We start from the raw sequence: 22,440 nt of genomic DNA, 5'->3' as shown, positions 1-22,440 counted from the left end.
TTATTCAACAATGGCTAAAATATCCCTCTGAGAGAGAATTAGATACTCTTTATCATCAATCTTTACCTCAGTTCCAGCATATTTTGAATAAATTACCGTGTCCCCCTCTTTGACCTCCATTGGGCTTCTCTCACCATTATCAAGAACCTTGCCTGGTCCAACAGCTATGACTTTTCCCTTCTGAGGTTTTTCCTTGGCAGTATCAGGTAAAACAATGCCAGATTTTGTAACTTCCTCTTCCTTCTCGGGTTCAACAACAATCTTGTCACCAATTGGTTTAAGCTTCATACCTTCACCTCCTTTTTTAGCACTTAAAGATTGTGAGTGCTAATTTCAAATTAAATTATACAAACCATTGCATGTTTGTCAAGGGGATACTATAATTATATCCATGAAATACATTGTTTTAATTGTCTCATCTTACTTTATAGGCTCTATCCCCTTTGCCTATATAATTGGAAAGCTTGTAAAGGGTATAGATATAAGAGAGGTTGGAAGTAGGAATCCAGGAGCTGCAAATGTGTTCCGTGAGGTTTCTCCATTCTGGGGAATAACAACATTTATCCTGGATTTTTCAAAGGGATTTATTCCTCCATTCCTTGCCATGAAGTTAAATCTTCATCCAATTATTGTAATTCTCTGTGCCATTCTTCCAGTTGTGGGACATAACTGGTCCATATTTCTTAAGTTTAGGGGAGGCGGAGGTTTATCCACAAGTCTCGGAGCTGCTTTTTCTATTATTCCAGTTGAAACATTGATTGTGGCTTTTGTGTTCCTTGCTCTCTTTTTATATGGCAAGATAAGAAAAAAAGGGGTCGTTCCAGGTTTAACACCTCTTGTAGGAGCAGGTGCAGTATCGTACTTTGTGGGTTTTATTCTTATTATTGTCTTTCGAGAGAATCTATACACATTTGTATTTCTTGCATTTCTGATTCTCATCCAAGTCTTGAGGCACGGAAGAAGTATTGTAAAATGGATTAAAGAGAGAAGGATATGAAGGTTTTAAGATACTATAGAAGAAGAGACATAAGAGTAGAGGAAGATGAAAGGAAGGATGTAGGAAAGGATGAGGTAAGGGTAAAGATCCTCTGGTGTGGAATATGCACCACTGATCTTATAGAATTTGTAAGGGGTCCCATCCTCTATCCAAAGAATAGACCTATAATTCCAGGACATGAGTTTGGTGGAGAGATAGTTGAGGTTGGAGAGAATATCAACGATCTTGAGGTTGGTGATCTTGTCTTCGTCTCTCCTCTTATCTATTGTGGAAAATGTAAGTACTGTATCAATGGAAGAGAGAATCTTTGTTTAAATGGGGGGTATTTAGGTATCACCCATGATGGTGGATTTAGAGAAGAGATTGTTTTAAATAGAAGAAATGTTTACAAAGCTCCAAAAGATATAAATCCAGAACTCCTTGTCTTTGCAGAACCTATGGCAGCTATTATCCATGCTTCTTTAATGGGGGTTGGAGAGAAGTTTCTTGTAATTGGTTTTGGAACAGTTGGATACATTATGGCGCAGTTTTTAAGAAATATGGGAGGAGATGTAACTGTTCTTGAGGTTATTGAAGAAAGGAGAGAGATGGCTAAAGAGATGGGATTTAGAATCCTTGAGAGTGAAAGTGAGAAGTTTGACACAGTTTTTGAGGTTGCTGGGGCAAGTATTGAAGCAATCCAATCTTCAGATCCGATAAAAGCTTCCATAAAGTATGTTGATCCAGGTGGAAAAGTTGTAATTTTTGGAATTCATTATATTCCAATAACATTAAACATCCTTGATGCTTTAACCAGAGAACTCTCAATATCTACATCGTACCTCTACACTCCACCAGATTTTGAGAAAGCTGTGTCTATAATTTCGAATGGAGAGATTGATTTAAGCAGGATTATAACAAAAAAGATTCTTCTTGATGATATTGAGGAAGAGGGTTTTATAGAGCTTGAGACGAACAAAAAGGAGCATTTTAAAATAATCGTCACTCCATACAAGGAGATGATCGAGAATGGATGATAATCTTCTGGACTTTGAACTAACAGACCTTCTCTATGTAATTAAGAAACTTTTAAGGTTGAACTACATAAGTTTGAATAAATGCGGGAAATTTATTGAGCTTGGATCTTTAAAAGAAGAGGCTAAAAAAGTACTCAGAAGAGATGGAGAAGCTGAAATTATACTAAATAGAGAAAATGAATTTTCTCCAATAGATAAATTGACTGTTAACAAATTCTTGAATATTGTTAACATGATATGCACGGTTGAAAGTGAAAATACAAACCTTAAAAAGACAATGGCGATACTGAGACAATTGCCTGAACTTTTAGATGTATTTACCCTCAACATCTCCATTAACAAGCTACTCCCCATGCTTTCCAAAGAACTTTCTCTAATGGCAAATTTTGAAGGTTGTAAAATCTGTTTTACATACAACAACGAGAAGTATGAGGGCTCTTTTGGAAGAGATTTTCACTGTGAAAATCTAAAATCCATATTAGATAATCTTGAACTTAGTGTTAAGTTTGATATAGCAAGGGTGATATGGGAAACAAAGGATATAGGGGCTAAAACACAGATATACATAAAATTTAAGGAACCTGTAAGTAAGGAAAAGGTAGAAGAATTTTATCCAATGATTGAGATGATTGTTCATATACTCCATACATTCCTCACAGAGTATGCAAAGAGAAGAGATATTGAAAGATTCACAGATGAGTTCCTGAATGTATTTGTATCAGCACTTGAGGCAAAGGATCCATTTACCAAAGGTCATAGTATTGGAGTTGCATACTATGCCAAAAAAATAGCAGAGAAGATGAATTTTACCGATGAAAAAATAAAAAAAATAAAGATAGCTTCACTTCTTCACGATATAGGAAAGATAGCCATAAGCGAGACAATACTTAGAAAGGCAGGGTCCCTTACCCCCTATGAGTATGAAGAGATAAAGAAACATCCAGACTGGAGTTACAAGATTATATCCCAGGTGAATTCCTTCAAAAATATAGCGCTATGGGCAAGATTTCATCATGAAAGGCTTGATGGTTCAGGTTATCCCCTTGGATTAACAGGGGAGGAGATTCCTGTTGAATCTCAAATAATTGCAATTTCTGACACTATAGAGTCTATGATAGCTGGAAGACCTTATGCCGAAAGAAAAACAAGGAGAGAAATAATTGAGGAGATTAAAAAATTTTTGGGGAGGTATTGGAGAGAGGATGTTGGTAGGGCTGCCATAGAGATATTAAAGGAGGAAGAGGAAAATGTTAAAAACTATATCGGTAAGAACGACAAGAAGGATTGAAGCTATGGATATTACAGAAGAGGTAAGGAGTGTTGTTAGAGGGTCAGGGGTGAGAGATGGAATCTGTGTTGTTTTTGTTCCACACACCACTGCCGCAATTACAATAAATGAGAATGCAGATCCCTCTGTTATGAGGGATGTTCTTTCAACACTCTCAAAACTTATTCCACACCACGGAGATTATACCCACCTTGAAGGTAACGCCGATTCACACATAAAGTCATCTATAATTGGTTCTTCAAGGGAGATAATCATTGAAGATGGAGAGATCCTTCTCGGAACATGGCAGGGCATATTCTTTCTTGAATTTGATGGGCCGAGAACAAGGAAGGTCTTTGTCAAGGTGGTGGGGGGATGAAGAAGTGTTATGTGATCATAGGAAGGGGAGATATTCCTACAGATTTCCCAAGAAAAGAACTTGGAGAGTATTTTAGTCTAAAGGCGAAAATCATAGGTGGTGAAATTCTATCCAAAGAGGAGTCAGACAGATTCGAAGAACTTAATGAATCGTTAAGAAAATGGAAGAGAAACAACAGAAACGATGAGTACTGGGAAGGATTTTTTGATGTAATTTCTCATATTATGAGAAATGCAGGAACTTCAATCTATTTTGGATTTTATGATTATTGTTCTCCATCAATAACTGAAGCAATTGACAGAGCGGTGAAAAATGGATGTAAAAGGATAATAGTGGCTCCAGTTATGATCATTCCAGGTGATAGAGTATGTGAAATTGAAATAAAAGAGAGACTTGAATTTTCTAAGATTTTACATCCAGAAGCAGAGATCATATATGCATGGCCATACCCAGAAGAGGAGATTGCAGATTTTATTATAAAACAGATAGAGCGGTTTGATAATGATAAATAAAATAGTATCCTTTTTAATAATAATACTGCTCGGATTTATTCTAAAGCGGATTAAGTTTTTTACTGAAAAGGATGGAGAGCTTCTCAAGAAAATCATATTCAACATATCTTTGCCAGCTCTCATATTTGTCTCTCTAACCTCATCAAAATTTGAAGGGAAATTTTTTCTACTTTTTATCATGGTTCCTCTGGCTATGATAGTTCAGTTTTTCCTTTTATTTATTACAGGACTCCTTTTAACAAAAGATAAAAAAATGAGAGCATCAATTATACTCTCTGGAGTTATGGGTAATACTGCTTTTCTGGGTTATCCTCTCATAGAACATGTTTTAGGAAACACTTCCTTGCCTTATGGAATACTCTTTGATCAAATAAACTTCTACTTCTTTCTAATATTTCTCCTTCCCGTACTTGCCCACATTGGAGGAGGAGATAGAGGGGGAATTAAAAAATTCTTTATATCACCACCATTTTTTGCCTTTATAATAGGATTAATTTTGAGGAATTTTACAATACCGAGTTTAATCATGGAGCCCCTCATCCTTCTAAAATATACTATAAGTCCTCTTGTAATGCTTTACCTTGGCATAAACCTTGAACTCAACATTAAACCAAAGGAGATAAAGTATCTTTTACCTGTGAGTGTATTTAAACTTTTGATTTTCCCTTTTATAATACTCCTCATATCCTCTGTTCTAAGATTGGAACCCTTTATACTTAAACCATCCCTTCTTCAGGGAATGATGCCAACAATGATGGCATCAACCATCTTTGGAGCAGAGATAGGGCTTGATAAGAAACTACTTACCAAAGGGGTTACCTTAACAACATTACTCTCCCCTTTAACATTAACATTGCTTAGCAATATACTTCTATAATAACCTTATGTTATAATTTTTCCTGTAAAGATATAAAAAGGAGGAATAAATGGAGAGAGTGAAAGAAGAAATAATAAGATTTCTTTCAAGAGGAGGAAAAGATTTCTGGAGTATAGTATCCTTTTCAAACTATTCTGCAAAAGAGGTAATAGATGCCATAGGAACATTAATAAAGGATGGAATAATAGAAGAGAGAAATGAGAAATTCTATGTAAAAAATCCCTTACCAGAAATTGTTTCCACTTCCTATAGATGCAGTGAATGTAAAGGAAGAGGAGTAGTTGACGAAAAAGATCGTTGGAGAAACCTACTTAATGAGTATAACAACATTGCAAAGGAAAGACCAAGACCTACAACTCTATACGACCAGGGAGTAGTTGATTCTGACACTGCCCTTGCGAGAATGCTTTACATGTTAGAGAGGGGGGATATATATAAGAAAAAGATACTCATACTCGGTGATGACGACCTTATGGGGATTCTATTTGCACTATCAAAACTACCAGAAGAAATAGTGGTACTTGAAGTTGATGAAAGGCTTGTAAATTTCATAGATAGAATTAGCAAAGAGAAGGGCTTAAGCAACCTTAAAGCTATAAGATACGATGCAAGGTGGGAGATACCAGAGGAATTGAAGGGAAAATTTGATGTATTCTTCACAGACCCTGTTGAGACGGTAAAAGGGATAGAGTTGTTTATCTCAAGACTTCTTGAGGGAGTAAAAGGAGTGGGAAGTTCTGGCTACTTTGGACTAACAACCATAGAATCAGATATGAAAAAGTGGCTTGCCATTGAAAAGTCTCTTCTTGAAATGAACCTCGTCATAACAGATGTTGTAAGAAAATTCTCATGGTACTCTCTTGGAGAGGGGGACATACTGGAAAGTGACCTACCTATAATAAAGGAAAATCCCTTCAAATTAGGAAATCCAAAAACTTTATGGTACAATTCCCATCTCTTCAGAGTGGAACTTGTTGGAGAAAAGGTAATAAAGATTAAAGGAGAGGTGGATTGGGGGAGAGACCTCTACTTTGATGAATACACATATGTGGTAAATCCATGAAAAATGGAGTTCTCTTAAGACCTGTTTGGGCTGAGATAAATCTTGATAATCTCAAAAAGAACTATGAAAAGGTAAGAGAAATAATAGGAAATAGAAAACTTATAGCAGTTGTAAAAAGTAATGCCTATGGGCATGGCTCTGTGGAAATAGCAAAGGAACTGGAAAATCTTGGAGCAGACTATCTTGCTGTAAGGAATCTTGAGGAAGGAATAGAGTTGAGAAGCGAGGGCGTAGAGAAGCCAATACTTATAATGGGATATGTATTTCCAAAGCAGGTAAACTATATAGTTGAATTTTCCCTTACACCTACAATCCTCTCTCTTGAATTTGCAGAGGAATTGCAAAGATTTCTTGAAATATACGGCGAAAGGATTAAGGTGCATGTAAAAATAGATACAGGAATGGGAAGGTTGGGAGTTCCCTATAAAGACTCCATTGAGTTTATAAAGAAATTAACAGAGTTTAAAAATATTGAGATAGAGGGAATTTACTCTCACTTCTCCACAGCAGACGAGGAGGATAAATCCTTTACAGAAGAACAATTTAAAAGATTTATGTATGTTGTTGATGAACTTGAAAGGGAGGGAATCAAAATACCATTAAAACACATAGGGAACTCCGCCACTGTAATTGACCTTCCGAAGTTTTCTCTTGACGGGGTAAGAATTGGGATAATGCTTTATGGATTGAAACCTTCAATATTTGTTAGAGAGATAAACCTACATCCAGTTATGAGTATAAGAGCAAAAATAATTTTTTTAAAGAGAGTTGATAAGGGAACTCCAATAAGTTATGGAAGAAAATTCTATACAGAGAGAGAAAGTATTATAGCAACTATCCCCATGGGATATTCAGACGGTTATCCCAGAGCGTTAACAAACATTGGAGAGGTGATTGTAAAAGGAAGGCGGGTGAGAGTTGTAGGTAGAGTGTGTATGGGAAAATTTATGATAGATGTAACTGATATTCCAGACCTGAAAGTTGGAGATGAGGTAACAATTATTGGAAGAGATGGAGAAGAGGAGATCACTGCTACAGAGATAGCAGAGAAACTTGATACAATAAACTATGAGATAGTATCAAGGATAAGTAGATCTGTACCAAGGGTGTATATAAAGGAAGGTAAACCGGTAAAGATAGTGTCTTTTCTTGATGGATGATAGGAGGTGAAAGATGAAAAAGAGAAAAGAAAAAAATCCTGTAAAAACCTATTTCATTGTATCTTCAATTATCATTTTAGCCTTTATTCTTATTGTAACTATTCCATTAATCTTCAAGAAAAATCTATCCTATGACAAAGCTTTAAGTTTAGTTTTTGGGAAAGATGTATCCATTTATGAAACAAGGACAGTAAACTTTCCTGATAGACCAGATACTGGCGTAAGTTTTGATACCATAGTAAACAAGAAAAACACCTTTCTTGGAAAAACGGCAGTAGTTACAATTAAGCATCTTTCTTTGAAGAATAAGAACAATGAAGTTAAACTCCTTGTTGCATTTGACTCCAACGGAAAAATACTAAAAATTCTACCTATGAATGAGATATTAACATCAAGTGATGTAGATTGGGATTCATTCTTTAAAAACTTTGAAGGAAAAGATTATAAGGACCTTCTTACAAAACCCATCCCTCTCCCAGTAGAGGAAGGAGAGGTCTCTATGTTGATTCGAGATAAAATAAAAGAGGTTGCTGCCCTCTCATACATAGATGATCATGGAGTCACTGCATACAAAAACCTTACTTCAAATAAAGAAGAGGAGCATAAAATACTTAGGATTGGTGATAAACTACCTGAATTTGAGGCAATAGACATTGATGGAAATAAAATAAAAAGCAGGGATTTAATGGGAAAGAAACTCATAATAGTTGCAACAAACGCCACATGTGGTTCCTGTATACGGCACACACGTGAATTTGATGAGATGCTATCAAAATATATAAAAAGGAGGAAAGTTAACTATCTTTTTATATCGGTAACCTCCAAAGATAAAACCCTTGAAAAGTATAAAGACTCTAAAAACATAGATTATATGAGAATAGTAATCGATACAAAGAGAGAGCTTGTAAAAAAACTTACAATGGAGTTTACACCAAGAGTTATGTTTGTAGATTCAGATGGAACAATTATGTTCCATGGGAGTCCCACATTCAAAAACATAGAGGAGAAACTAAAGGAATTTTTAGGGCTATGAAAAAATATATACTAATAGCTTTCCTCTTTTTATTTTTTTTAATTCCTCAAGTGAAAATTTTCTCACTTAACTCTGACATAACTATCTACTACTTCTACATAGAGGGTTGTCCAGAATGCGGAAGGGTAGGTCCATATCTTGAACACCTTGCATTGTCAAATAAGAGAATAAAAATAACAAAGTTTAATATAGCAGAGGAAAAGAATCAGGAACTTAGAGCAAAACTTGATGAAATATATGAAGTTGACGAAAAAGAGAGGGGAGTCGTTCCAGCAGTTTTTATTGGAAAAACTGCCCTTATAGGAGAAGAAGAAATCAAAGAAAATTTAATGGAAAAGATAAAAAATTACTCTCCAGAGGATACCCAGTTTTTACTTGAGGCAGCATCATCAAGTATGAGTGGAAAGGAAAGAATCAAAAGATACTTCGAAACATTTGGTCCCTTGATGGTTATGTTGGCAGGGTTGATTGATGGAATAAATCCATGTGCCTTTGCAGTTCTAATATTTTTCATAACATTTCTTCTTACCCAAAAAAGGAGCAGGAGAGAAGTTCTAATAACAGGAATATCTTTTACACTCGGTGTATTCCTTGCTTACCTTCTATCTGGTTTGGGTCTATTCAGGGTAATACTTAAACTTTCTTTTGTTGGAATGATCTCAAAAGTAATATACCTTATCTCTGCAATTCTTGTAATAACTCTCTCTGTCTTTTCTTTTATAGATTATATAAAGATTAAAAAAGGCAAAGGAGGAGATATTTCCCTTCAATTGCCAAGATTTTTTAAAAAGGGGGCAAAGGAGATTATAAAGAAACAACCAAAATCATCTTTAATAGCAGTTACTGCCTTCCTTGTGGCATTTCCAATCTCCCTGATAGAGTTCCTGTGTACAGGACAAACCTACCTACCAACCATAGTCTATATAATTGGAATCCCAGAACTTAGAGTTAAAGCTTTGTTAATGCTTGTAATCTACAATCTTATGTTTGTTCTACCTTTGATACTTATATTTACCGGTGTCTATTTTGGTATGTCCAACAGAGAACTCGGAAGATTGATGAGGGAGAATGTGGGAAAGGTGAAACTGGCAACCTCAATTCTCTTCCTTATCCTTGGTGTATTTCTTATATATCTATCTCTTAAATCCTTTGGTGTTATAATTTAATGGATGAGAAAGAGAAATATAAAAAGAAAAAAAGATAGTTCAAGACGCTTAGCCTTTGTGTTCCTGCTTATATTTGTTATTGTGGTTCTTGTTTCACTAAGAGTATTTAATATTAATCTTTTCTCTAAAGGCAATGAATCAGTAAAAATATACTTTTATGAAGAGGACTCTAAAGAACTTGTATGGGAAAGACACACAATTCCAAAATTTTCTCATATAGAGGAAAAGATAAAGAGGATATGTCTTGAAATAGTAAGAGGTCCAAAAAATAGTAATCTCTCAAGAGTTGTAGATCCAAATACGAAGATTATAGGCGTTGAAACCAAAGAAGATATAGCCATTGTCTCCTTTTCCAAGGAGATTAAAAATAGAATACTTCCTGGAATATCTGGTGAAGCAGCTTCACTCTACTCCATTGTAAACAGTATAGTGGCAAATACACCATTAAGGAGGGTTCAAATTCTAATAAATGACAAACCTGACAATTTCTATTGGGATTCTGTGTCTATATCAGAACCCCTTAACATGCTTACATCTTCTCTTCCCCAGGGCAGAAAGGCAATCATTTACTTCTTTGACAAAAATGCAACCTTTCCCATACTTTATGAGACTGAAATTCCTGAACCTGAGGATAGAATTAGATGGGCAAGAATAGTTTTTGATAAATTAAAATCCGGCCCATCTGGAATATACAAAGATTACCTCATCCCCACGGTACCAAAGATTGCGAATTTGAAGGATATTAGAATTGAAGGAGATGTATTAACCTTAGATTTTACCTCTGATATTTTATCCTACACAGGATTTGGATCTGCCTCTGAAAATGCTTTTATGTACTCTATAATTCTATCCATGACTGAAATTCCGGGTATAAATAAGGTTCTATTTTTAGTAGATGGGGAGGTTCAGGATACCATAGGAGGCAACTTTGATACAAGCAAACCTCTAACAAGATGGTATTTTGATCTAAACCCACCTCCTGAAGGCATGATTGGATATCCCATCTACTATATATATAAAATTAAGGATAAGTACTTCATAACACCTATAACAAAATTCACAAAGGAAGAGGGAGACGGCGTTAACACTATATTTAATGGATTGAAGAACCCTCCAGTTGGTCTTGAAACATTTATACCGAAATCAGCTAAAATTGTATCCCATTCCTTAAAAGGAGACACTCTTAAAATAGATATTAAAATAGACCTCTCCTTCATTGACTCTAAAACAAAAGAAAGATTGTTTTTAAAGGAGCTTGTCTACACATTTACTGACGCACTGAACATTGACAAATTGGATATTTCCATAAATGGAAAGAAACCAAACCTTCCCTTCGGCACAAACATAGAAAATCCCATTTCAAGAGACGAGGTATGAAGAGAATAACTGGAAAGGTTACCAGTGGAATAAAGGAGGGGGAGAAGTACATTAAGATATATAAAGAAAGGATAAAGGATGTTTTAGGAATAGATGTATTTAATGGAACTCTAAACATTAGAACTCCCCTAAGGGTTAAAAATATAAAATTTAAAGAGAGGAAAATCATTAAAGGATTCTCTGGATTTGGCGATATATCCTTATCACCATGTAAACTAAACAACATGAATTGTCACATAGTTCTTCCTGATAAAACAAAATACGAAGATGTGTTAGAGATAGTATCAGATGTTCCACTAAGGGAGAAACTAAATCTTAAAGATGGTGATAGGGTTATCATAGAGATTGATAACGATGATATATGGTCAGGTGTGCTCACCATAAGTGATAAAGGTTCAAGGGGTGAAAGGGAGGATAGATCGGGAAGGGCAATAGAAAAAATTTTAACAGAGAACGGTTTTAATGTAGTTTTCTATAAGATTGTACCTGACGAAAAAGAAATCATAAAGGAAAACTTGATAGAGGCAGAGAAAAGTGGCATAAATCTCCTTATAACAACAGGAGGAACAGGTTTTTCTAAAAGAGATGTAACCCCTGAAGCAACAAGAGAGACAATAGAAAAAGAGATACCTGGTATTCCAGAGTTAATAAGGCATGAAACAGGAAAGATAACAAAAATGGCATATCTATCCAGAGGAATTTCTGGGATAAGAGGAGATATGATTGTAATTAATCTTCCTGGTTCAGAGAAAGCGGTAGAAGAGTGCATGGATGTTATTATTCCCATCCTGCCCCACGCACTTGATATTCTCCTTGGTAGAATTACAGAACATAAGAAATGAAGAGTGTTGTTGTAATAGGTGGGGGGCTTGCAGGAAGTGAAGCTACCTTCCAACTCGCAATAAGAGGAATCAAAGTAACTCTCTTTGAGATGAGACCTAAAAAATTTACACCTGCTCACAAAACAGGCTACCTTTCTGAGATAGTCTGCTCAAACTCCTTTGGTTCAACAGATGTAACAAGGGGCAGAGGAATGATAAAAGAGGAACTGAAGTTATTAAACTCTCTGCTTATAAAAACTGCCTATGAGGTGAGTATATCATCTAAAAAATCTCTAATAGTTGACAGGGAAAGATTTTCTAAGCGTATAACATCTGTGCTTTCATCTATGGAGAACATTGAGATTGTCAGAGAAGAGATGAAAGAGTTGCCAAATGAAAGACCAGTTCTTATTGCCACAGGACCTTTAACATCGGATAGCTTTTCTCTCTATTTAAAAAATTTTTTGGGAGAGGATTTTTTATACTTCTATGATGCCATCGCTCCCATAGTGGATGGATCAACCATAGACTATTCAAAGGCATTCTGGGGTGGAAGATACTCAGATGAGAAAGATTATCTGAATTGTCCCTTAAATGAAAGTGAGTATGAAATTTTCTGGAGAGAGCTTGTAAATGCAGAACAAACTGAGGTAAGAGATTTTGAGAAGGGTAAATTTTTTGAAGCATGCCTCCCAATTGAAGAGATAGCAAGGAGAGGTAAGGATACTCTTAGATTTGGTCCCCTAAGGCCTACCGGTTTGATAGACCCAAAAACAGGGAAAAGACCCTTTGCAGTTGTTCAGTTAAGACCTGAAAATAGGAAAAAAACATTCTTTAGCCTCGTTGGATTTCAAACATCACTTAAGTATGGCGAACAGAAAAGGGTATTCAGACTTATTCCAGCTTTAAGGAATGCAGAGTTTCTCACATATGGTTCCATGCATAGAAACACCTTCATAAACTCACCAAAACTACTAAAAGTTAATCTTGAGTTGAAAAAAGAGGATGGGGTTTTCTTTGCCGGGCAGATCATAGGTTCTGAGGGATACACAGAAAACATAGCCACAGGCCTTGTGGCATCATTAAATATCTTTAACAAACTTCATGGTAAGGGAAGTATCGTTTTTCCCGAAGAGACAATGATAGGAGCTCTAATAAAATACATAACTTCTAAAGAAAATGAGTTTCAGCCAACAAATGCTCATTTTGGTCTTTTACCACCCATCAATGAAAAACTTCCAAAAAGGGAGAGGAGAAAGAGAATGTTTGAAAGAGGAATTAAGAAATTAAAAGAATTTATCTCTTCAGGAGACTTTCCTTATCACCAATTTTGAGATAGCCTTCAGACACTCCATCACTCCCTTCCCCTCAATGGCTATAGATTCAAAGTATGGATAGAGTGTTCCACCTTCATTTAAATCATCATTTAACTCTTCCACACTTAAAGTATCCTTTAAATCTCTCTTGTTGTATTGAAGAACTATTGGAATCTTCTCAACGGAAAGACCAAATTCCTTCAGATTCTCTGCCATATCTTTAAAACTCTCTATATTTTTTTCTCTCACATGTCTCTGAGAATCAGCTACAAATATTATTCCATCAGTTGCTTTAAGGATTGTTTTTCTTGTGAGGGTATATATTGCCTGCCCTGGAACAGTATACAAAGAAAGTTTTATGGTAAAACCCTTTATCTTTCCTAAATCAAGGGGAAGAAAATCAAAGAAGAGTGTTCTCTCATCCTTTGTAGCAATAGAGGTGAATTTTCCTTTAAGCTTCTCGGGAAGATGATCGTAAATGTACCTCAAATTGGTAGTTTTTCCGCTCATAGCAGGGCCATAATAGACTATTTTAAATGTAATCTCTTTTAAAGAATAATTTATCAGCGCCATATTCTATTAGAAGAGAGAGTCCAGTTTCTTCTCCACTTCTGACTCCATTTCTTCCTTCTTGATAGATTCAGGTGGCTTCTCAGAAATATTTTTGAGATAGGGAATAATCTCTGCTCCTATCTTCTTTGCCCAAAATCTAATTGCTCCCACTGGCGCTCTATTGTCAAATACAATTACAAGAAGGACCTGTGGTACAAGAAGAGAAATATGGATGTTGGTTTCTTCGCCTTGATGGAACGTGACGGTAAATTCCTTCTCTCCAAGGAGCTTCGCGAGTTCATTTGTTGCAGAGAAGAGACCAGCAGCAAGAGCAGATATGTTTAGAGCATCCTGTCTTGAAACACCTCCATGTTTTGTTATAAGCTGACCCGATCTATCAGAAAGAAGAATGTTTTTTGCCTGGGAATCGGCAAGGGCTTGAGATAAATAATCATCAATTCTTTTTAGATCCTCATCAGATATAACAACAGAGGACATTCCTTCAGCCATTTTCTACTCCTTTCTTAAAGTTATTATACCCTTTTTTAATAGTTGGTCAATTATCTTTAAAAATTTAACTTTATCCATTCCAGTTTCAGACAATATTTCACCTAAGGTCTTCTTATCATCGCTTTTCATCAATATAACTAATTCTTCTTTGTTAAGAGATACTTTAGAATCATCACTTTGAAATTTAATTTCTATTACCTTCGAAAGAATATCCTTAATGCTTTGGGTTTCATCAACCATGCTCATAGCTTCAATTATCGCTCTATCTGTATCCATTCTAATGGAAGGTGCTGGAAGAACTATATTCTCTTTAAAATTAAACTCTCCTTCCTTGAATAGTAAAATTTCTGCAAGGGCTTCAAGACCAAAATTATCAGGCGAATGTGCATGAATTATCTCTCCATTGTCAAAAAAAATTTCACCTTTATCTCCATTGGGGAGAAGAATCTCAAGTTTTCCAGTCTTTCTTAATTGATTTATTGTTTGTATTAAAGAGGATACCTCTATTATTCCCAATTCACCCTTTAATTTCATACTAAAAATATACCAAAAAACCTCTTTTATATAAAGCGAATCGGACACCAATTTTACTTGACAACTTTAAGTAGATAGTTAATAATTTAAATGTAGATTTTAGAGAATAGGAGAGGATATGGAAAAAAAGAGTGTAGTTGCAACAGAATTTAGAATGAATGTGGATAGGGTAGGTAAGGCGGCACTTCTACTTGCAATGTCTTCAGATGAGGAGGAAGTAGAGTTAAAAAAGAAACTTTCTGAACTTAAGAAGTACAAAATAGGTGTTACGCGGGTAGCAGGATTTGCCTCTGATATTAGAAAAAAGTTGATTCCAGCAGTTCTTGGCGCTGCATTGAATTGTAATGTCATTAACAAAACAGTTCCGGAGGTTCATGCCCTCGTTCATGCCTCTCTTGAAGCGTTAAATTCCCTTATATTAAATGAGTCTTTAGATTCCTCCCTCTCCCTTAAAGTTGGGATAGTATCTGATGGAAGATGGCTTTGTGTTGGAATATTTGGAGATTCAGCCTTTTATCCCATTACAAATCATGAAAAGGCTGCACTTGGAATTATGCATCTAAGGTAGTCTAAGTGAAAGAAAAAACTCTATTAAAAAAAAATTTAGAAACCAATATCCATAAGTTAGAATTATTAAGTATAGGAGATAGGCTCCATATAGGGAATTACAAACTTCACTCAAGATTTAAAAGGGTGGTGAATTTTGTAAAAGATGGTTATCTTGCATCGGTGGTTACAGAGGAAGTGGGAGGAGGTCCTGTGAATATAGTGATAAGAGGTTTTCCGATAAATTGTGTAAAAACTTTATCTGTTGGAGACGGTTTTATAATTGTGAATGAAAGTCGTTTTGAAATAAACAAAAATTTAGTCTACTCTTCAAAAATTGACTTCTCTTTAGAGTTTTCCATGGATAGGTACAAAAAGAACCTTAACACTCTAAGAGATCTACTTATTTTCCATTCACCAGAACGGAGTTTATCCTTCCTTCTGGACAAAAGAAGGGAAGGTTATTTCAAAAGTGAATTTGAAAGAACTTTTGTGAGAAGAATAAAGAAAGGCGCTGATGAGTTGTTCAGTGGAAGAGTAGAATCAGGGATTAATCTGCTAAAGGGAGTAGGCTATGGTCTCACTCCAAGTGGAGATGATTTCATATCTGGAGTTCTTTCAGGGCTCTATATCCTTGAAAATTTGTTTAATTATGATTTAACCACTGTTAGGGCTAAAATATATAAATTATCTAAAACTCATAACCTAATCTCATCATCATTTTTATACTTTTCAAGTAGAGGAGAGTTTTTCGAGAGGGCAAAAAACCTGATTATCTCAATTATTTATAAGAGTCCGAGAGATGTGGAAGAGTACTTCTTTAAGCTAATGGGGGTAGGAGATACTTCAGGGAGTGATATTGGGACAGGATTATTTATGACTTTGATGAAAGGAGGAGAAGTATGGTTGTAAAAGGTGTTGTTAAGAAAGGTCAGTACTTTGATTCTGTGACTCTCATGCTCGTGGCTAAAGGTCTTACAGAGGTTGAAGGAGTTGAAGATGCTGCTATTGTTATGGGGACAGATGAGAACAAGTCCATTCTTGAATCTTCTGGAATGCTGCTTGATGAGTTTAAGCAAGCAAAGGATTCTGATCTCATTATTGTTGTCAAAGCAAAGGATGAATCTCTCGCTGAAAAGATGCTTGAAAAGGCAGAAAAAGACCTTCAGGAGAGCAGAACAAAATTTGAAGAGGCTGGAGACTATCTACCGAAGAGTCTTGAAGGTGCACTGGAGATCATGCCAGATGCAAATCTCGTGCTTATCTCTGTTGCAGGAAAGTATGCTGGAGATGAAGCGATGAAAGCACTTGAGAAAGGCCTCCATGTTATGCTCTTCTCAGACAATGTTCCCCTTGAAAAGGAGATCGAACTTAAGAAGTATGCAAGGGATAAAGGACTTCTTGTAATGGGACCAGATTGTGGAACTGCAATAATAAATGGAGCTCCACTTGCCTTTGCAAATGTAGTGAATCGTGGAGACATAGGAATTGTGGCAGCATCTGGAACAGGACTTCAGGAGGTAAGTTGTGTAATTACAAATGAGGGAGCAGGAATATCTCAAGCTATAGGAACAGGTGGAAGGGATGTTAAAAAGGATGTTGGTGGAATAATGTTTCTTGAGGGAATGAAGGCACTTAACGAGGATGAAAACACAAAGGTTATTGCCCTTGTATCTAAACCACCACACGAGGATGTACTAAAGAAGATTGCAAATCTTATAAAGGAAGAGATTAAGAAACCAGTTGTTGGAATATTTATTGGAGGAGATCCGGAAGTGGTTAAAAATGCCGGAGCCATTCCAGCCAACACCCTTGAGGAGGCAGGACTCATTGCAGCTTCTCTCTCAAAAGGAAAGAGCATGGATGAGTTTAAAAAACTCCTTGAGGAAAGAGAAGAGGAGATTAAGAAACTTGCTGAGGAGGAAGCTTCAAAGAAGAAAGAGGGGCAGAAGTATGTTAGAGGATTATACACAGGAGGAACACTATGTGATGAGGCTCAACTTCTCTTTAAGGATATGATTGGTTATGCATATGGTAATGCACCTCTAAAGGAAGAATTTAAGCTTAAAGACTCATGGAAGAGTTTTAAGAACACAGTGGTTGATTTAGGAGAGGATGAATTCACAGTTGGAAGACCACACCCAATGATTGATTATACCTTAAGAAATAAAAGGATTCTTGAAGAGGCAAAGGATCCAGAGGTAGCAGTAATTCTACTTGATGTAGTACTTGGGTATGGCTCCAATATGAAACCGGGAGAGGAACTTGCCCCAGTGATTAAGAAAGCAAAGGAGATGGCAAAGAAGGAGGGAAGAGATTTATCCATCATTTGCTCCATAACTGGAACAAAGAAAGACCCACAGAATAAAGATAAGGTAGAGAAGGAACTTAAAGAGGCAGGAGCCATAGTTATGCCATCAAATGCTGCAGCAAGCAAACTATCTGCATACATTGTAAAGAAGCTGGGAGGTGATAAGTAATGGCTATAAAGGATCTATTTGGAAAAGAACTCAAGGTTATAAACATTGGGCTTCTCTCATTTAAAGAAAGCCTTGAAGATGCAGGAGTTAAGGTTATTCAGGTGGATTGGAGGCCACCTGCAGGTGGAGATGAGGAGGTAATGGAAGCTCTAAAGAAATTACTGGGAAAGTAAGGAGGTTAAGATGAACATTGATGAATTTTTGGAGTTTATGGGTAAAGTTAAGGTCTATGATCTAACACAGCCTTTGAGTGTGCACACTCCTCCATGGCCAAGCTATATCCCTTTAAGTGTTCAATACTTCAAGAGAATTGCTGGTGCGCACATGGGACAGGGAGCCAATGGTCAGGTAATAACAACAAGCCATCATGTGGGAACTCATATGGATGGAGAGATTCACTTCCATGCAAGTGGAAGATCCATAGGTGAGGTTCCTATTGAAGAATGGATTGGACCTGGTGTTGTTGTGGATATATCTGATGAGGTTGGAGATTACGACCTCTATTCCCCAGAGATGCTCATGGAAAAGGCAGATATTAGAAAGGGTGATATTCTAATCATAAATACAGGGTATCACAGGTATGCGTGGGATCAGCCAGAGTCTGATGAGGTAAGATACTTTGTAAAGCATCCAGGACCTGACCCTGAATTTCATAAATGGGCGCTCGAGATGAAGTTTAAGTGGATAGGTGTTGATTGTGGTAGTGCTGATCACCCCATGAACACAATAATAAGACAGTGGCATCCCAAAGCATTTCAGGAGGCAGAAAAGAAACTTAAGGAAAAGTATGGAAAGAGTTGGGATGAGATGTTCCCTCCCGAGGAGTACTATCAGGTGATGCATCTTAAACTATTCCCTAAGGGACTTGTTCATGCTGAAAACCTTGGTGGTGATATAGACAAGTTAAAAAATAAGAGGGTATGGATTGGTGCTTTTCCATTAAGGGCAATTGAGTTTGAATCCTCTATGATGAGGGTTATTGCCCTTGAACCACCTGAATAATCTGGAGGTACGATATGATTATAGCTCATGAGTTTGAGTATTTTAAACCTTCATCAATTGATGAAGCCATTAAACTTTTAAATAAGTATGGTGCTAAAGCAAGGATTCTTTCTGGTGGAACTGATCTTGTTGTAAGAATTAAAGATGGTTTTGAAACTCCAGATGCAGTAATTGACATTAAAGGTCTTAAGGAGTTAAAGAAGTTGGAATTTAAAGATAACAAATTGATAGTGGGATCCCTTACTACTTTCAACGAAATAATTGATGATGAAACTGTAAAGGAGAAGTTTCCACTTTTATGGGAAAGTGCAAAAAGTGTTGCATCCATGGGAATAAGAAACAGGGCAACAATGGTTGGAAATATATGTTCTGCAGTTCCATCCCTTGATTCTGGACCTGCTCTTCTTCTGTATGAGGCAACTGTTGTGGTAAAGGGTAAAGATGGAGAAAGAAGAATTCCTATTGAAGAGTGGTTCCTTGGACCGAGAAAGACAGCACTTAAAGAGGGAGAACTTGTAGAATACATTGAGATACCTCTCCCACAGAAAAAACATGCAGGATGTTATGTAAAACTTGGAAGATACAATGGAGAAGACCTTGCTCAGGTTGGAGTAGGTGTTCTTGTATTATCTGGAAATGAATACAGAGTTGCCTTCTGTGCAGTAGGTCCAAAACCAACAAGGGCAAAGAAGATTGAATCTCTTCTCAACGGCAAAGAACTTTCCGATTCCTTGATTGAAGAGGCTAAGAAACTTGTAGAAGAGGAGATCTCCCCCATTACAGATATAAGAGCAACAAAAGAGTACAGAATGCATATGGCAAAGGTTATGCTTGATAGAGCTCTTAAAGCAGCAGTTGAAAGATTGAATGGAAAGGGTCCCGATTATGGGACAAGGCTCATATAGGAGGATAAAAATGGAAAAGAAAACCATAACTTTTATCTTAAATGGAGAAAAGAGAACCATTGAAGTTGAACCTAACGATATCCTTCTTGAAGTTTTAAGGACAAAACTTGGAATAACTGCTCCAAAGTATGGGTGTGGGAGAGGAGACTGTGGAACATGTACAGTTCTTCTCGATGGAAAGAGTGTAAGAAGTTGCCTTATTCTTGCAGTAGAGGTGGATGGTCATGAGATAACTACCCTTGAAGGTCTTTCAAAGGATAAGCTTACCCCACTTCAGGAATCCTTTATTGAGCATAACTCATTCCAGTGTGGTTTCTGTGCTCCTGGAATGATAATGACTGCCACAGAACTCCTAAAGAAGAATCCTCATCCAACAGAAGAAGAGGTAAAAGAAGCTATAAGTGGGAACCTTTGCCGTTGTACAGGGTATGTTTCTATAATTGAGGCAATTCTTGACGCCTCAAAGAAATATTAAGGAGGAGCAAGATGAGTGAATACAAATTCATTGGAAAGCCAATAAATAGAATAGATGAAAAGGATAAAGTTACTGGTGCTGCAAAGTATGTTGATGATATAAACTTTGGTCCAAATCTTCTCTATGCAGAGATAGTTGAAAGTCCTTATGCCCATGCAAAGATTCTCTCCATTGATACATCTGAAGCAGAAAAGGTTCCAGGAGTTGTAAAGGTAGTGACTGGAAAAGACTTTCCCTACAAGTTTGGTCTATATATGAAGGATAGATATATCTTTGCTCAGGATAGGGTAAGATTTATAGGAGAGCAGGTCGCAGCAGTTATTGCAAGAGATCCAAAAACTGCGAAAAAGGCTGCAAAACTTGTAAAGGTTGAGTATGAACCGCTTCCAGCAGTTTTTGATCCCCTTGAAGCAATAAAGGAAGATGCGCCAATAATTCATCCAGAGTTAGCTTCCTACCCCCATGTTCCATGGTATTACCCCCATGGTGGGACAAATATCGCACACTGGAGAAAGGTGAGAAAGGGCGATGTTGAGAAAGGATTTGCTGAAGCAGATTTTATACTTGAAGATACATACAGGATTCCAAGATATGCACACTGCTGTATGGAAACACATATTGCAGTAGGTTTTGTTGACTACAATGGAAGGCTTACCATCTGGGCTTCCTCTCAATCCCCTCATACACAGAGACACCTAATCGCTGAAGCGCTCAGACCGCTTGGTTTTACAGAACAGAATATAAGAGAAATTGTCCCATATGTTGGTGGAGGATTTGGAGGAAAAGCTGGAGTAACCATGGAGATAATTGCTGCAGCTTTAGCAACAGCTGTAAAGGGGCATCCTGTGAAGGTAAGGTGGAGGAGAGATCAGGAATTCTACAACACCTATATGAGGCAGCAAGTTATAACTAAATTAAAAGTAGGTGTAAAGAAGGATGGAAGGATAACTGCCCTCGAACGTACAGACTATTGGGATGCTGGTCCATATGTAGAGTATGGAGCAAATGTTGTAAATGCTGCCACTCTATCAGCAACAGGACCTTATAATATTCCTAATATAAAGATGGATGGACTTTGCATATACACAAACTTTCCAGCAGCAGGACCGTACAGAGGATTTGGGTATTCAGAGATAATGTTCTCTATTGAGTCCCACATGACAAGAATTGCAAAAGCACTTGGAATGAGCCCAAGAGAGTTTAGAAAAATAAACGGAATAAAGGAAGGAGATCCACTCGCCTACGGTGCTCCAATGAATGAAAATGGTCTTATTGAATGTATTGATAAGGTTGCAGATGCAATAAAACTTGAGGAGAAAGAGGAGAGTAAAGATCCAAAGAAAGCAATAGGAAAAGGAATAGCAGCATTATGGAAGGCACCAGCAATGCCTCCAAATGTTACCTGTTCTGCATTTCTTAAGTTCAACGAAGATGGAAGTATAAATATACTTGTCTCAGGAATGGAAATAGGACAGGGAATGTACACTGTAATGGCTCAGATTGCAGCTGAAATTCTATCTGTACCACCAGAGAAGATTAGAGTGGAACTTCCAGATACAGATAGAAACCCATACCACTGGCAGACTGTTGCTTCTCACTCTACATGGTTACTTGGAAATGCTGTAAAGAGAGCTGCCCTTGATGCAAGAGAGAAGATATTTGATGTTGTTCATAGAGCACTTAACTATGAAAAGGACCATCTCTATCTTGAAGATGAGAAGGTTAAATGTACAACAGACCCAGACTTTGAACTCCCACTCAAAGATTTTGTGATTAATGGAATTATGATGGAGGATGGAACATACAGAGGTCAGGCGATTGTTGGAAGTGGATCAATCATGGTTGAATTTGCATCTGCGCTTCAGGATCCAGAGACAAGCCAGGGTGGACATCCAAATGTTCACTACACAGTGGGAGCTGGAGGAGTTGTTCTTGAGATTGATAAAGAGACTGGAAGAGTTCACATTCTTAAACTTGCAGAGGCAATAGATGTTGGAAAGGCTCTCAACCCTGAAACTCTAAAAGGGCAGCTTATAGGTGGTGCTGTTCAGGGAATTGCAACAGCTCTCTATGAAGACATGAGGATTGATGAAAATGGAAAGATCCTCAATCCAAACTTCACAGACTACAAGATTCCAACATCTCTTGATATACCGGATGAATTTATACCAATATTTGTAGAAGTTCCTCAACACGATGGACCATTTGGTGCAAGAGGTATGGCAGAGCATGTTATGATTCCCGTTGCTCCAGCAATAGCCAATGCAGTTGAAGATGCTGTTGGAGTAAGGGTAAAAGCAATGCCAATTACAGCAGAAAAGATCGCTCTTGCTCTTCTACACGGAAAGAAGGAGGTTGATGACTTCTTCATGGCTCCAACAAAGAAAAAAGAGGCTTAAAGAAAGAGTTTATAATATCAAATCAAAAGGGAGGCAAACTGCCTCCCTTTTTT

Annotated in this window: 25 protein-coding genes; 21 read left to right on the top strand and 4 right to left on the bottom strand. The window is 36.9% G+C overall.

Going from position 1 to position 22,440, the window contains the following annotated elements; all coding sequences use genetic code 11:
* The gene (gene groES, locus J7J33_03370) at positions 1–288 is read right to left on the bottom strand and encodes a co-chaperone GroES (protein ID MCD6168330.1); all 288 of its coding nucleotides are present in this window, start codon (positions 286–288) and stop codon (positions 1–3) included.
* Between the two features lie 103 nt (positions 289–391).
* Between groES and J7J33_03365 the strand changes: the two genes are divergently transcribed.
* Genes J7J33_03365 through trmFO form a run of 13 tightly spaced genes read left to right on the top strand, consistent with a single transcriptional unit; the run spans position 392 to position 13,002 of the window.
* Positions 392–997 carry a glycerol-3-phosphate acyltransferase gene (locus tag J7J33_03365; GenBank protein MCD6168329.1) on the top strand — a complete coding sequence of 202 codons (606 nt, stop codon included), beginning with the start codon at positions 392–394 and terminating at the stop codon, positions 995–997.
* Positions 994–2,013 (top strand): alcohol dehydrogenase catalytic domain-containing protein, encoded by a 1,020-nt coding sequence (locus J7J33_03360; GenBank protein ID MCD6168328.1) that lies wholly within the window; start codon positions 994–996, stop codon positions 2,011–2,013. Before J7J33_03365 ends, J7J33_03360 begins: the two co-directional genes overlap by 4 nt.
* Complete coding sequence (locus J7J33_03355) at positions 2,006–3,301, top strand: HD domain-containing protein (protein MCD6168327.1); 1,296 nt, start codon at positions 2,006–2,008, stop codon at positions 3,299–3,301. Before J7J33_03360 ends, J7J33_03355 begins: the two co-directional genes overlap by 8 nt.
* On the top strand, positions 3,261–3,659 hold the full coding sequence (locus tag J7J33_03350; GenBank protein ID MCD6168326.1) for a YjbQ family protein: 399 nt from the start codon (positions 3,261–3,263) through the stop codon (positions 3,657–3,659). The genes J7J33_03355 and J7J33_03350 overlap by 41 nt, the downstream gene beginning before the upstream one ends.
* On the top strand, positions 3,656–4,171 hold the full coding sequence (locus J7J33_03345) for a CbiX/SirB N-terminal domain-containing protein (protein MCD6168325.1): 516 nt from the start codon (positions 3,656–3,658) through the stop codon (positions 4,169–4,171). The genes J7J33_03350 and J7J33_03345 overlap by 4 nt, the downstream gene beginning before the upstream one ends.
* On the top strand, positions 4,161–5,048 hold the full coding sequence (locus J7J33_03340) for an AEC family transporter (protein ID MCD6168324.1): 888 nt from the start codon (positions 4,161–4,163) through the stop codon (positions 5,046–5,048). Before J7J33_03345 ends, J7J33_03340 begins: the two co-directional genes overlap by 11 nt.
* A 49-nt stretch (positions 5,049–5,097) precedes the next feature.
* Positions 5,098–6,111, top strand: coding sequence for a bis-aminopropyl spermidine synthase family protein (locus J7J33_03335; protein ID MCD6168323.1), 1,014 nt, complete (start codon positions 5,098–5,100; stop codon positions 6,109–6,111).
* Positions 6,108–7,271 carry an alanine racemase gene (gene alr, locus J7J33_03330; GenBank protein MCD6168322.1) on the top strand — a complete coding sequence of 388 codons (1,164 nt, stop codon included), beginning with the start codon at positions 6,108–6,110 and terminating at the stop codon, positions 7,269–7,271. Before J7J33_03335 ends, alr begins: the two co-directional genes overlap by 4 nt.
* Positions 7,272–7,284: 13 nt before the next feature.
* A complete protein-coding gene (locus J7J33_03325) occupies positions 7,285–8,304 on the top strand; it encodes a redoxin domain-containing protein (GenBank protein MCD6168321.1) in 1,020 nt (339 codons plus the stop codon).
* Positions 8,301–9,470 carry a hypothetical protein gene (locus J7J33_03320; GenBank protein MCD6168320.1) on the top strand — a complete coding sequence of 390 codons (1,170 nt, stop codon included), beginning with the start codon at positions 8,301–8,303 and terminating at the stop codon, positions 9,468–9,470. The genes J7J33_03325 and J7J33_03320 overlap by 4 nt, the downstream gene beginning before the upstream one ends.
* 3 nt (positions 9,471–9,473) lie before the next feature.
* Complete coding sequence (locus tag J7J33_03315; GenBank protein ID MCD6168319.1) at positions 9,474–10,847, top strand: GerMN domain-containing protein; 1,374 nt, start codon at positions 9,474–9,476, stop codon at positions 10,845–10,847.
* A complete protein-coding gene (locus J7J33_03310; protein MCD6168318.1) occupies positions 10,844–11,689 on the top strand; it encodes a DUF120 domain-containing protein in 846 nt (281 codons plus the stop codon). Before J7J33_03315 ends, J7J33_03310 begins: the two co-directional genes overlap by 4 nt.
* Positions 11,686–13,002 (top strand): methylenetetrahydrofolate--tRNA-(uracil(54)-C(5))-methyltransferase (FADH(2)-oxidizing) TrmFO, encoded by a 1,317-nt coding sequence (gene trmFO / locus J7J33_03305; protein ID MCD6168317.1) that lies wholly within the window; start codon positions 11,686–11,688, stop codon positions 13,000–13,002. The genes J7J33_03310 and trmFO overlap by 4 nt, the downstream gene beginning before the upstream one ends.
* On the opposite strand, the gene J7J33_03300 is transcribed toward trmFO, so the two are convergent.
* From J7J33_03300 to J7J33_03290, 3 genes are read right to left on the bottom strand one after another with little or no spacing between them, the layout of a single operon-like run.
* The gene (locus tag J7J33_03300) at positions 12,973–13,557 is read right to left on the bottom strand and encodes a gliding-motility protein MglA (GenBank protein MCD6168316.1); all 585 of its coding nucleotides are present in this window, start codon (positions 13,555–13,557) and stop codon (positions 12,973–12,975) included. The genes trmFO and J7J33_03300 overlap by 30 nt on opposite strands.
* A 6-nt stretch (positions 13,558–13,563) precedes the next feature.
* Positions 13,564–14,046: a roadblock/LC7 domain-containing protein gene (locus J7J33_03295; protein ID MCD6168315.1), complete on the bottom strand. Its 483-nt coding sequence runs from the start codon at positions 14,044–14,046 to the stop codon at positions 13,564–13,566.
* 3 nt (positions 14,047–14,049) lie between these two features.
* Complete coding sequence (locus J7J33_03290) at positions 14,050–14,580, bottom strand: DUF4388 domain-containing protein (GenBank protein MCD6168314.1); 531 nt, start codon at positions 14,578–14,580, stop codon at positions 14,050–14,052.
* Positions 14,581–14,698: 118 nt separating this feature from the next.
* Between J7J33_03290 and J7J33_03285 the strand changes: the two genes are divergently transcribed.
* The 8 genes from J7J33_03285 to J7J33_03250 are packed head-to-tail and all read left to right on the top strand — an operon-like array spanning position 14,699 to position 22,387.
* Complete coding sequence (locus tag J7J33_03285) at positions 14,699–15,148, top strand: HutP family protein (protein MCD6168313.1); 450 nt, start codon at positions 14,699–14,701, stop codon at positions 15,146–15,148.
* 5 nt (positions 15,149–15,153) lie between these two features.
* A complete protein-coding gene (locus J7J33_03280; GenBank protein MCD6168312.1) occupies positions 15,154–16,038 on the top strand; it encodes a DUF2877 domain-containing protein in 885 nt (294 codons plus the stop codon).
* A complete protein-coding gene (gene fdrA, locus J7J33_03275) occupies positions 16,029–17,606 on the top strand; it encodes an acyl-CoA synthetase FdrA (protein MCD6168311.1) in 1,578 nt (525 codons plus the stop codon). The genes J7J33_03280 and fdrA overlap by 10 nt, the downstream gene beginning before the upstream one ends.
* Positions 17,606–17,779, top strand: a complete 174-nt coding sequence (locus J7J33_03270; protein ID MCD6168310.1) for a fdrA domain protein — start codon at positions 17,606–17,608, stop codon at positions 17,777–17,779. The genes fdrA and J7J33_03270 overlap by 1 nt, the downstream gene beginning before the upstream one ends.
* 10 nt (positions 17,780–17,789) lie before the next feature.
* Complete coding sequence (locus tag J7J33_03265) at positions 17,790–18,608, top strand: cyclase family protein (GenBank protein MCD6168309.1); 819 nt, start codon at positions 17,790–17,792, stop codon at positions 18,606–18,608.
* A gap of 14 nt (positions 18,609–18,622) precedes the next feature.
* Positions 18,623–19,513, top strand: a complete 891-nt coding sequence (locus J7J33_03260) for a xanthine dehydrogenase family protein subunit M (protein MCD6168308.1) — start codon at positions 18,623–18,625, stop codon at positions 19,511–19,513.
* A gap of 10 nt (positions 19,514–19,523) precedes the next feature.
* Complete coding sequence (locus J7J33_03255) at positions 19,524–19,988, top strand: (2Fe-2S)-binding protein (GenBank protein ID MCD6168307.1); 465 nt, start codon at positions 19,524–19,526, stop codon at positions 19,986–19,988.
* A gap of 11 nt (positions 19,989–19,999) precedes the next feature.
* Complete coding sequence (locus J7J33_03250; protein MCD6168306.1) at positions 20,000–22,387, top strand: molybdopterin-dependent oxidoreductase; 2,388 nt, start codon at positions 20,000–20,002, stop codon at positions 22,385–22,387.
* Positions 22,388–22,440 lie beyond the last annotated feature (53 nt).

It is taken from the genome of Caldisericia bacterium, from assembly GCA_021158845.1.
Taxonomy (GTDB): Bacteria; Caldisericota; Caldisericia; order B22-G15; family B22-G15; genus B22-G15.
The sequence above is the reverse complement of the archived record's forward strand: the minus strand, read 5'-3'. Positions and strand labels throughout refer to the sequence as shown.

Excerpts from the sequence above, each read along its gene's own strand:
- trmFO (MCD6168317.1), top strand. The coding sequence starts at position 11,686 with ATGAAGAGTGTTGTTGTAATAGGTGGGGGGCTTGCAGGAAGTGAAGCT.
- J7J33_03345 (MCD6168325.1), top strand. The coding sequence starts at position 3,656 with ATGAAGAAGTGTTATGTGATCATAGGAAGGGGAGATATTCCTACAGAT.
- J7J33_03255 (MCD6168307.1), top strand. The coding sequence starts at position 19,524 with ATGGAAAAGAAAACCATAACTTTTATCTTAAATGGAGAAAAGAGAACC.
- J7J33_03335 (MCD6168323.1), top strand. The coding sequence starts at position 5,098 with ATGGAGAGAGTGAAAGAAGAAATAATAAGATTTCTTTCAAGAGGAGGA.
- J7J33_03360 (MCD6168328.1), top strand. The coding sequence starts at position 994 with ATGAAGGTTTTAAGATACTATAGAAGAAGAGACATAAGAGTAGAGGAA.
- J7J33_03250 (MCD6168306.1), top strand. The coding sequence starts at position 20,000 with ATGAGTGAATACAAATTCATTGGAAAGCCAATAAATAGAATAGATGAA.
- J7J33_03270 (MCD6168310.1), top strand. The coding sequence starts at position 17,606 with ATGGCTATAAAGGATCTATTTGGAAAAGAACTCAAGGTTATAAACATT.
- J7J33_03300 (MCD6168316.1), bottom strand. The coding sequence starts at position 13,557 with ATGGCGCTGATAAATTATTCTTTAAAAGAGATTACATTTAAAATAGTC.
- groES (MCD6168330.1), bottom strand. The coding sequence starts at position 288 with ATGAAGCTTAAACCAATTGGTGACAAGATTGTTGTTGAACCCGAGAAG.
- J7J33_03320 (MCD6168320.1), top strand. The coding sequence starts at position 8,301 with ATGAAAAAATATATACTAATAGCTTTCCTCTTTTTATTTTTTTTAATT.
- J7J33_03310 (MCD6168318.1), top strand. The coding sequence starts at position 10,844 with ATGAAGAGAATAACTGGAAAGGTTACCAGTGGAATAAAGGAGGGGGAG.
- J7J33_03265 (MCD6168309.1), top strand. The coding sequence starts at position 17,790 with ATGAACATTGATGAATTTTTGGAGTTTATGGGTAAAGTTAAGGTCTAT.
- J7J33_03365 (MCD6168329.1), top strand. The coding sequence starts at position 392 with ATGAAATACATTGTTTTAATTGTCTCATCTTACTTTATAGGCTCTATC.
- fdrA (MCD6168311.1), top strand. The coding sequence starts at position 16,029 with ATGGTTGTAAAAGGTGTTGTTAAGAAAGGTCAGTACTTTGATTCTGTG.
- alr (MCD6168322.1), top strand. The coding sequence starts at position 6,108 with ATGAAAAATGGAGTTCTCTTAAGACCTGTTTGGGCTGAGATAAATCTT.
- J7J33_03340 (MCD6168324.1), top strand. The coding sequence starts at position 4,161 with ATGATAAATAAAATAGTATCCTTTTTAATAATAATACTGCTCGGATTT.
- J7J33_03295 (MCD6168315.1), bottom strand. The coding sequence starts at position 14,046 with ATGGCTGAAGGAATGTCCTCTGTTGTTATATCTGATGAGGATCTAAAA.
- J7J33_03355 (MCD6168327.1), top strand. The coding sequence starts at position 2,006 with ATGGATGATAATCTTCTGGACTTTGAACTAACAGACCTTCTCTATGTA.
- J7J33_03260 (MCD6168308.1), top strand. The coding sequence starts at position 18,623 with ATGATTATAGCTCATGAGTTTGAGTATTTTAAACCTTCATCAATTGAT.
- J7J33_03290 (MCD6168314.1), bottom strand. The coding sequence starts at position 14,580 with ATGAAATTAAAGGGTGAATTGGGAATAATAGAGGTATCCTCTTTAATA.
- J7J33_03350 (MCD6168326.1), top strand. The coding sequence starts at position 3,261 with ATGTTAAAAACTATATCGGTAAGAACGACAAGAAGGATTGAAGCTATG.
- J7J33_03285 (MCD6168313.1), top strand. The coding sequence starts at position 14,699 with ATGGAAAAAAAGAGTGTAGTTGCAACAGAATTTAGAATGAATGTGGAT.
- J7J33_03315 (MCD6168319.1), top strand. The coding sequence starts at position 9,474 with ATGAGAAAGAGAAATATAAAAAGAAAAAAAGATAGTTCAAGACGCTTA.
- J7J33_03325 (MCD6168321.1), top strand. The coding sequence starts at position 7,285 with ATGAAAAAGAGAAAAGAAAAAAATCCTGTAAAAACCTATTTCATTGTA.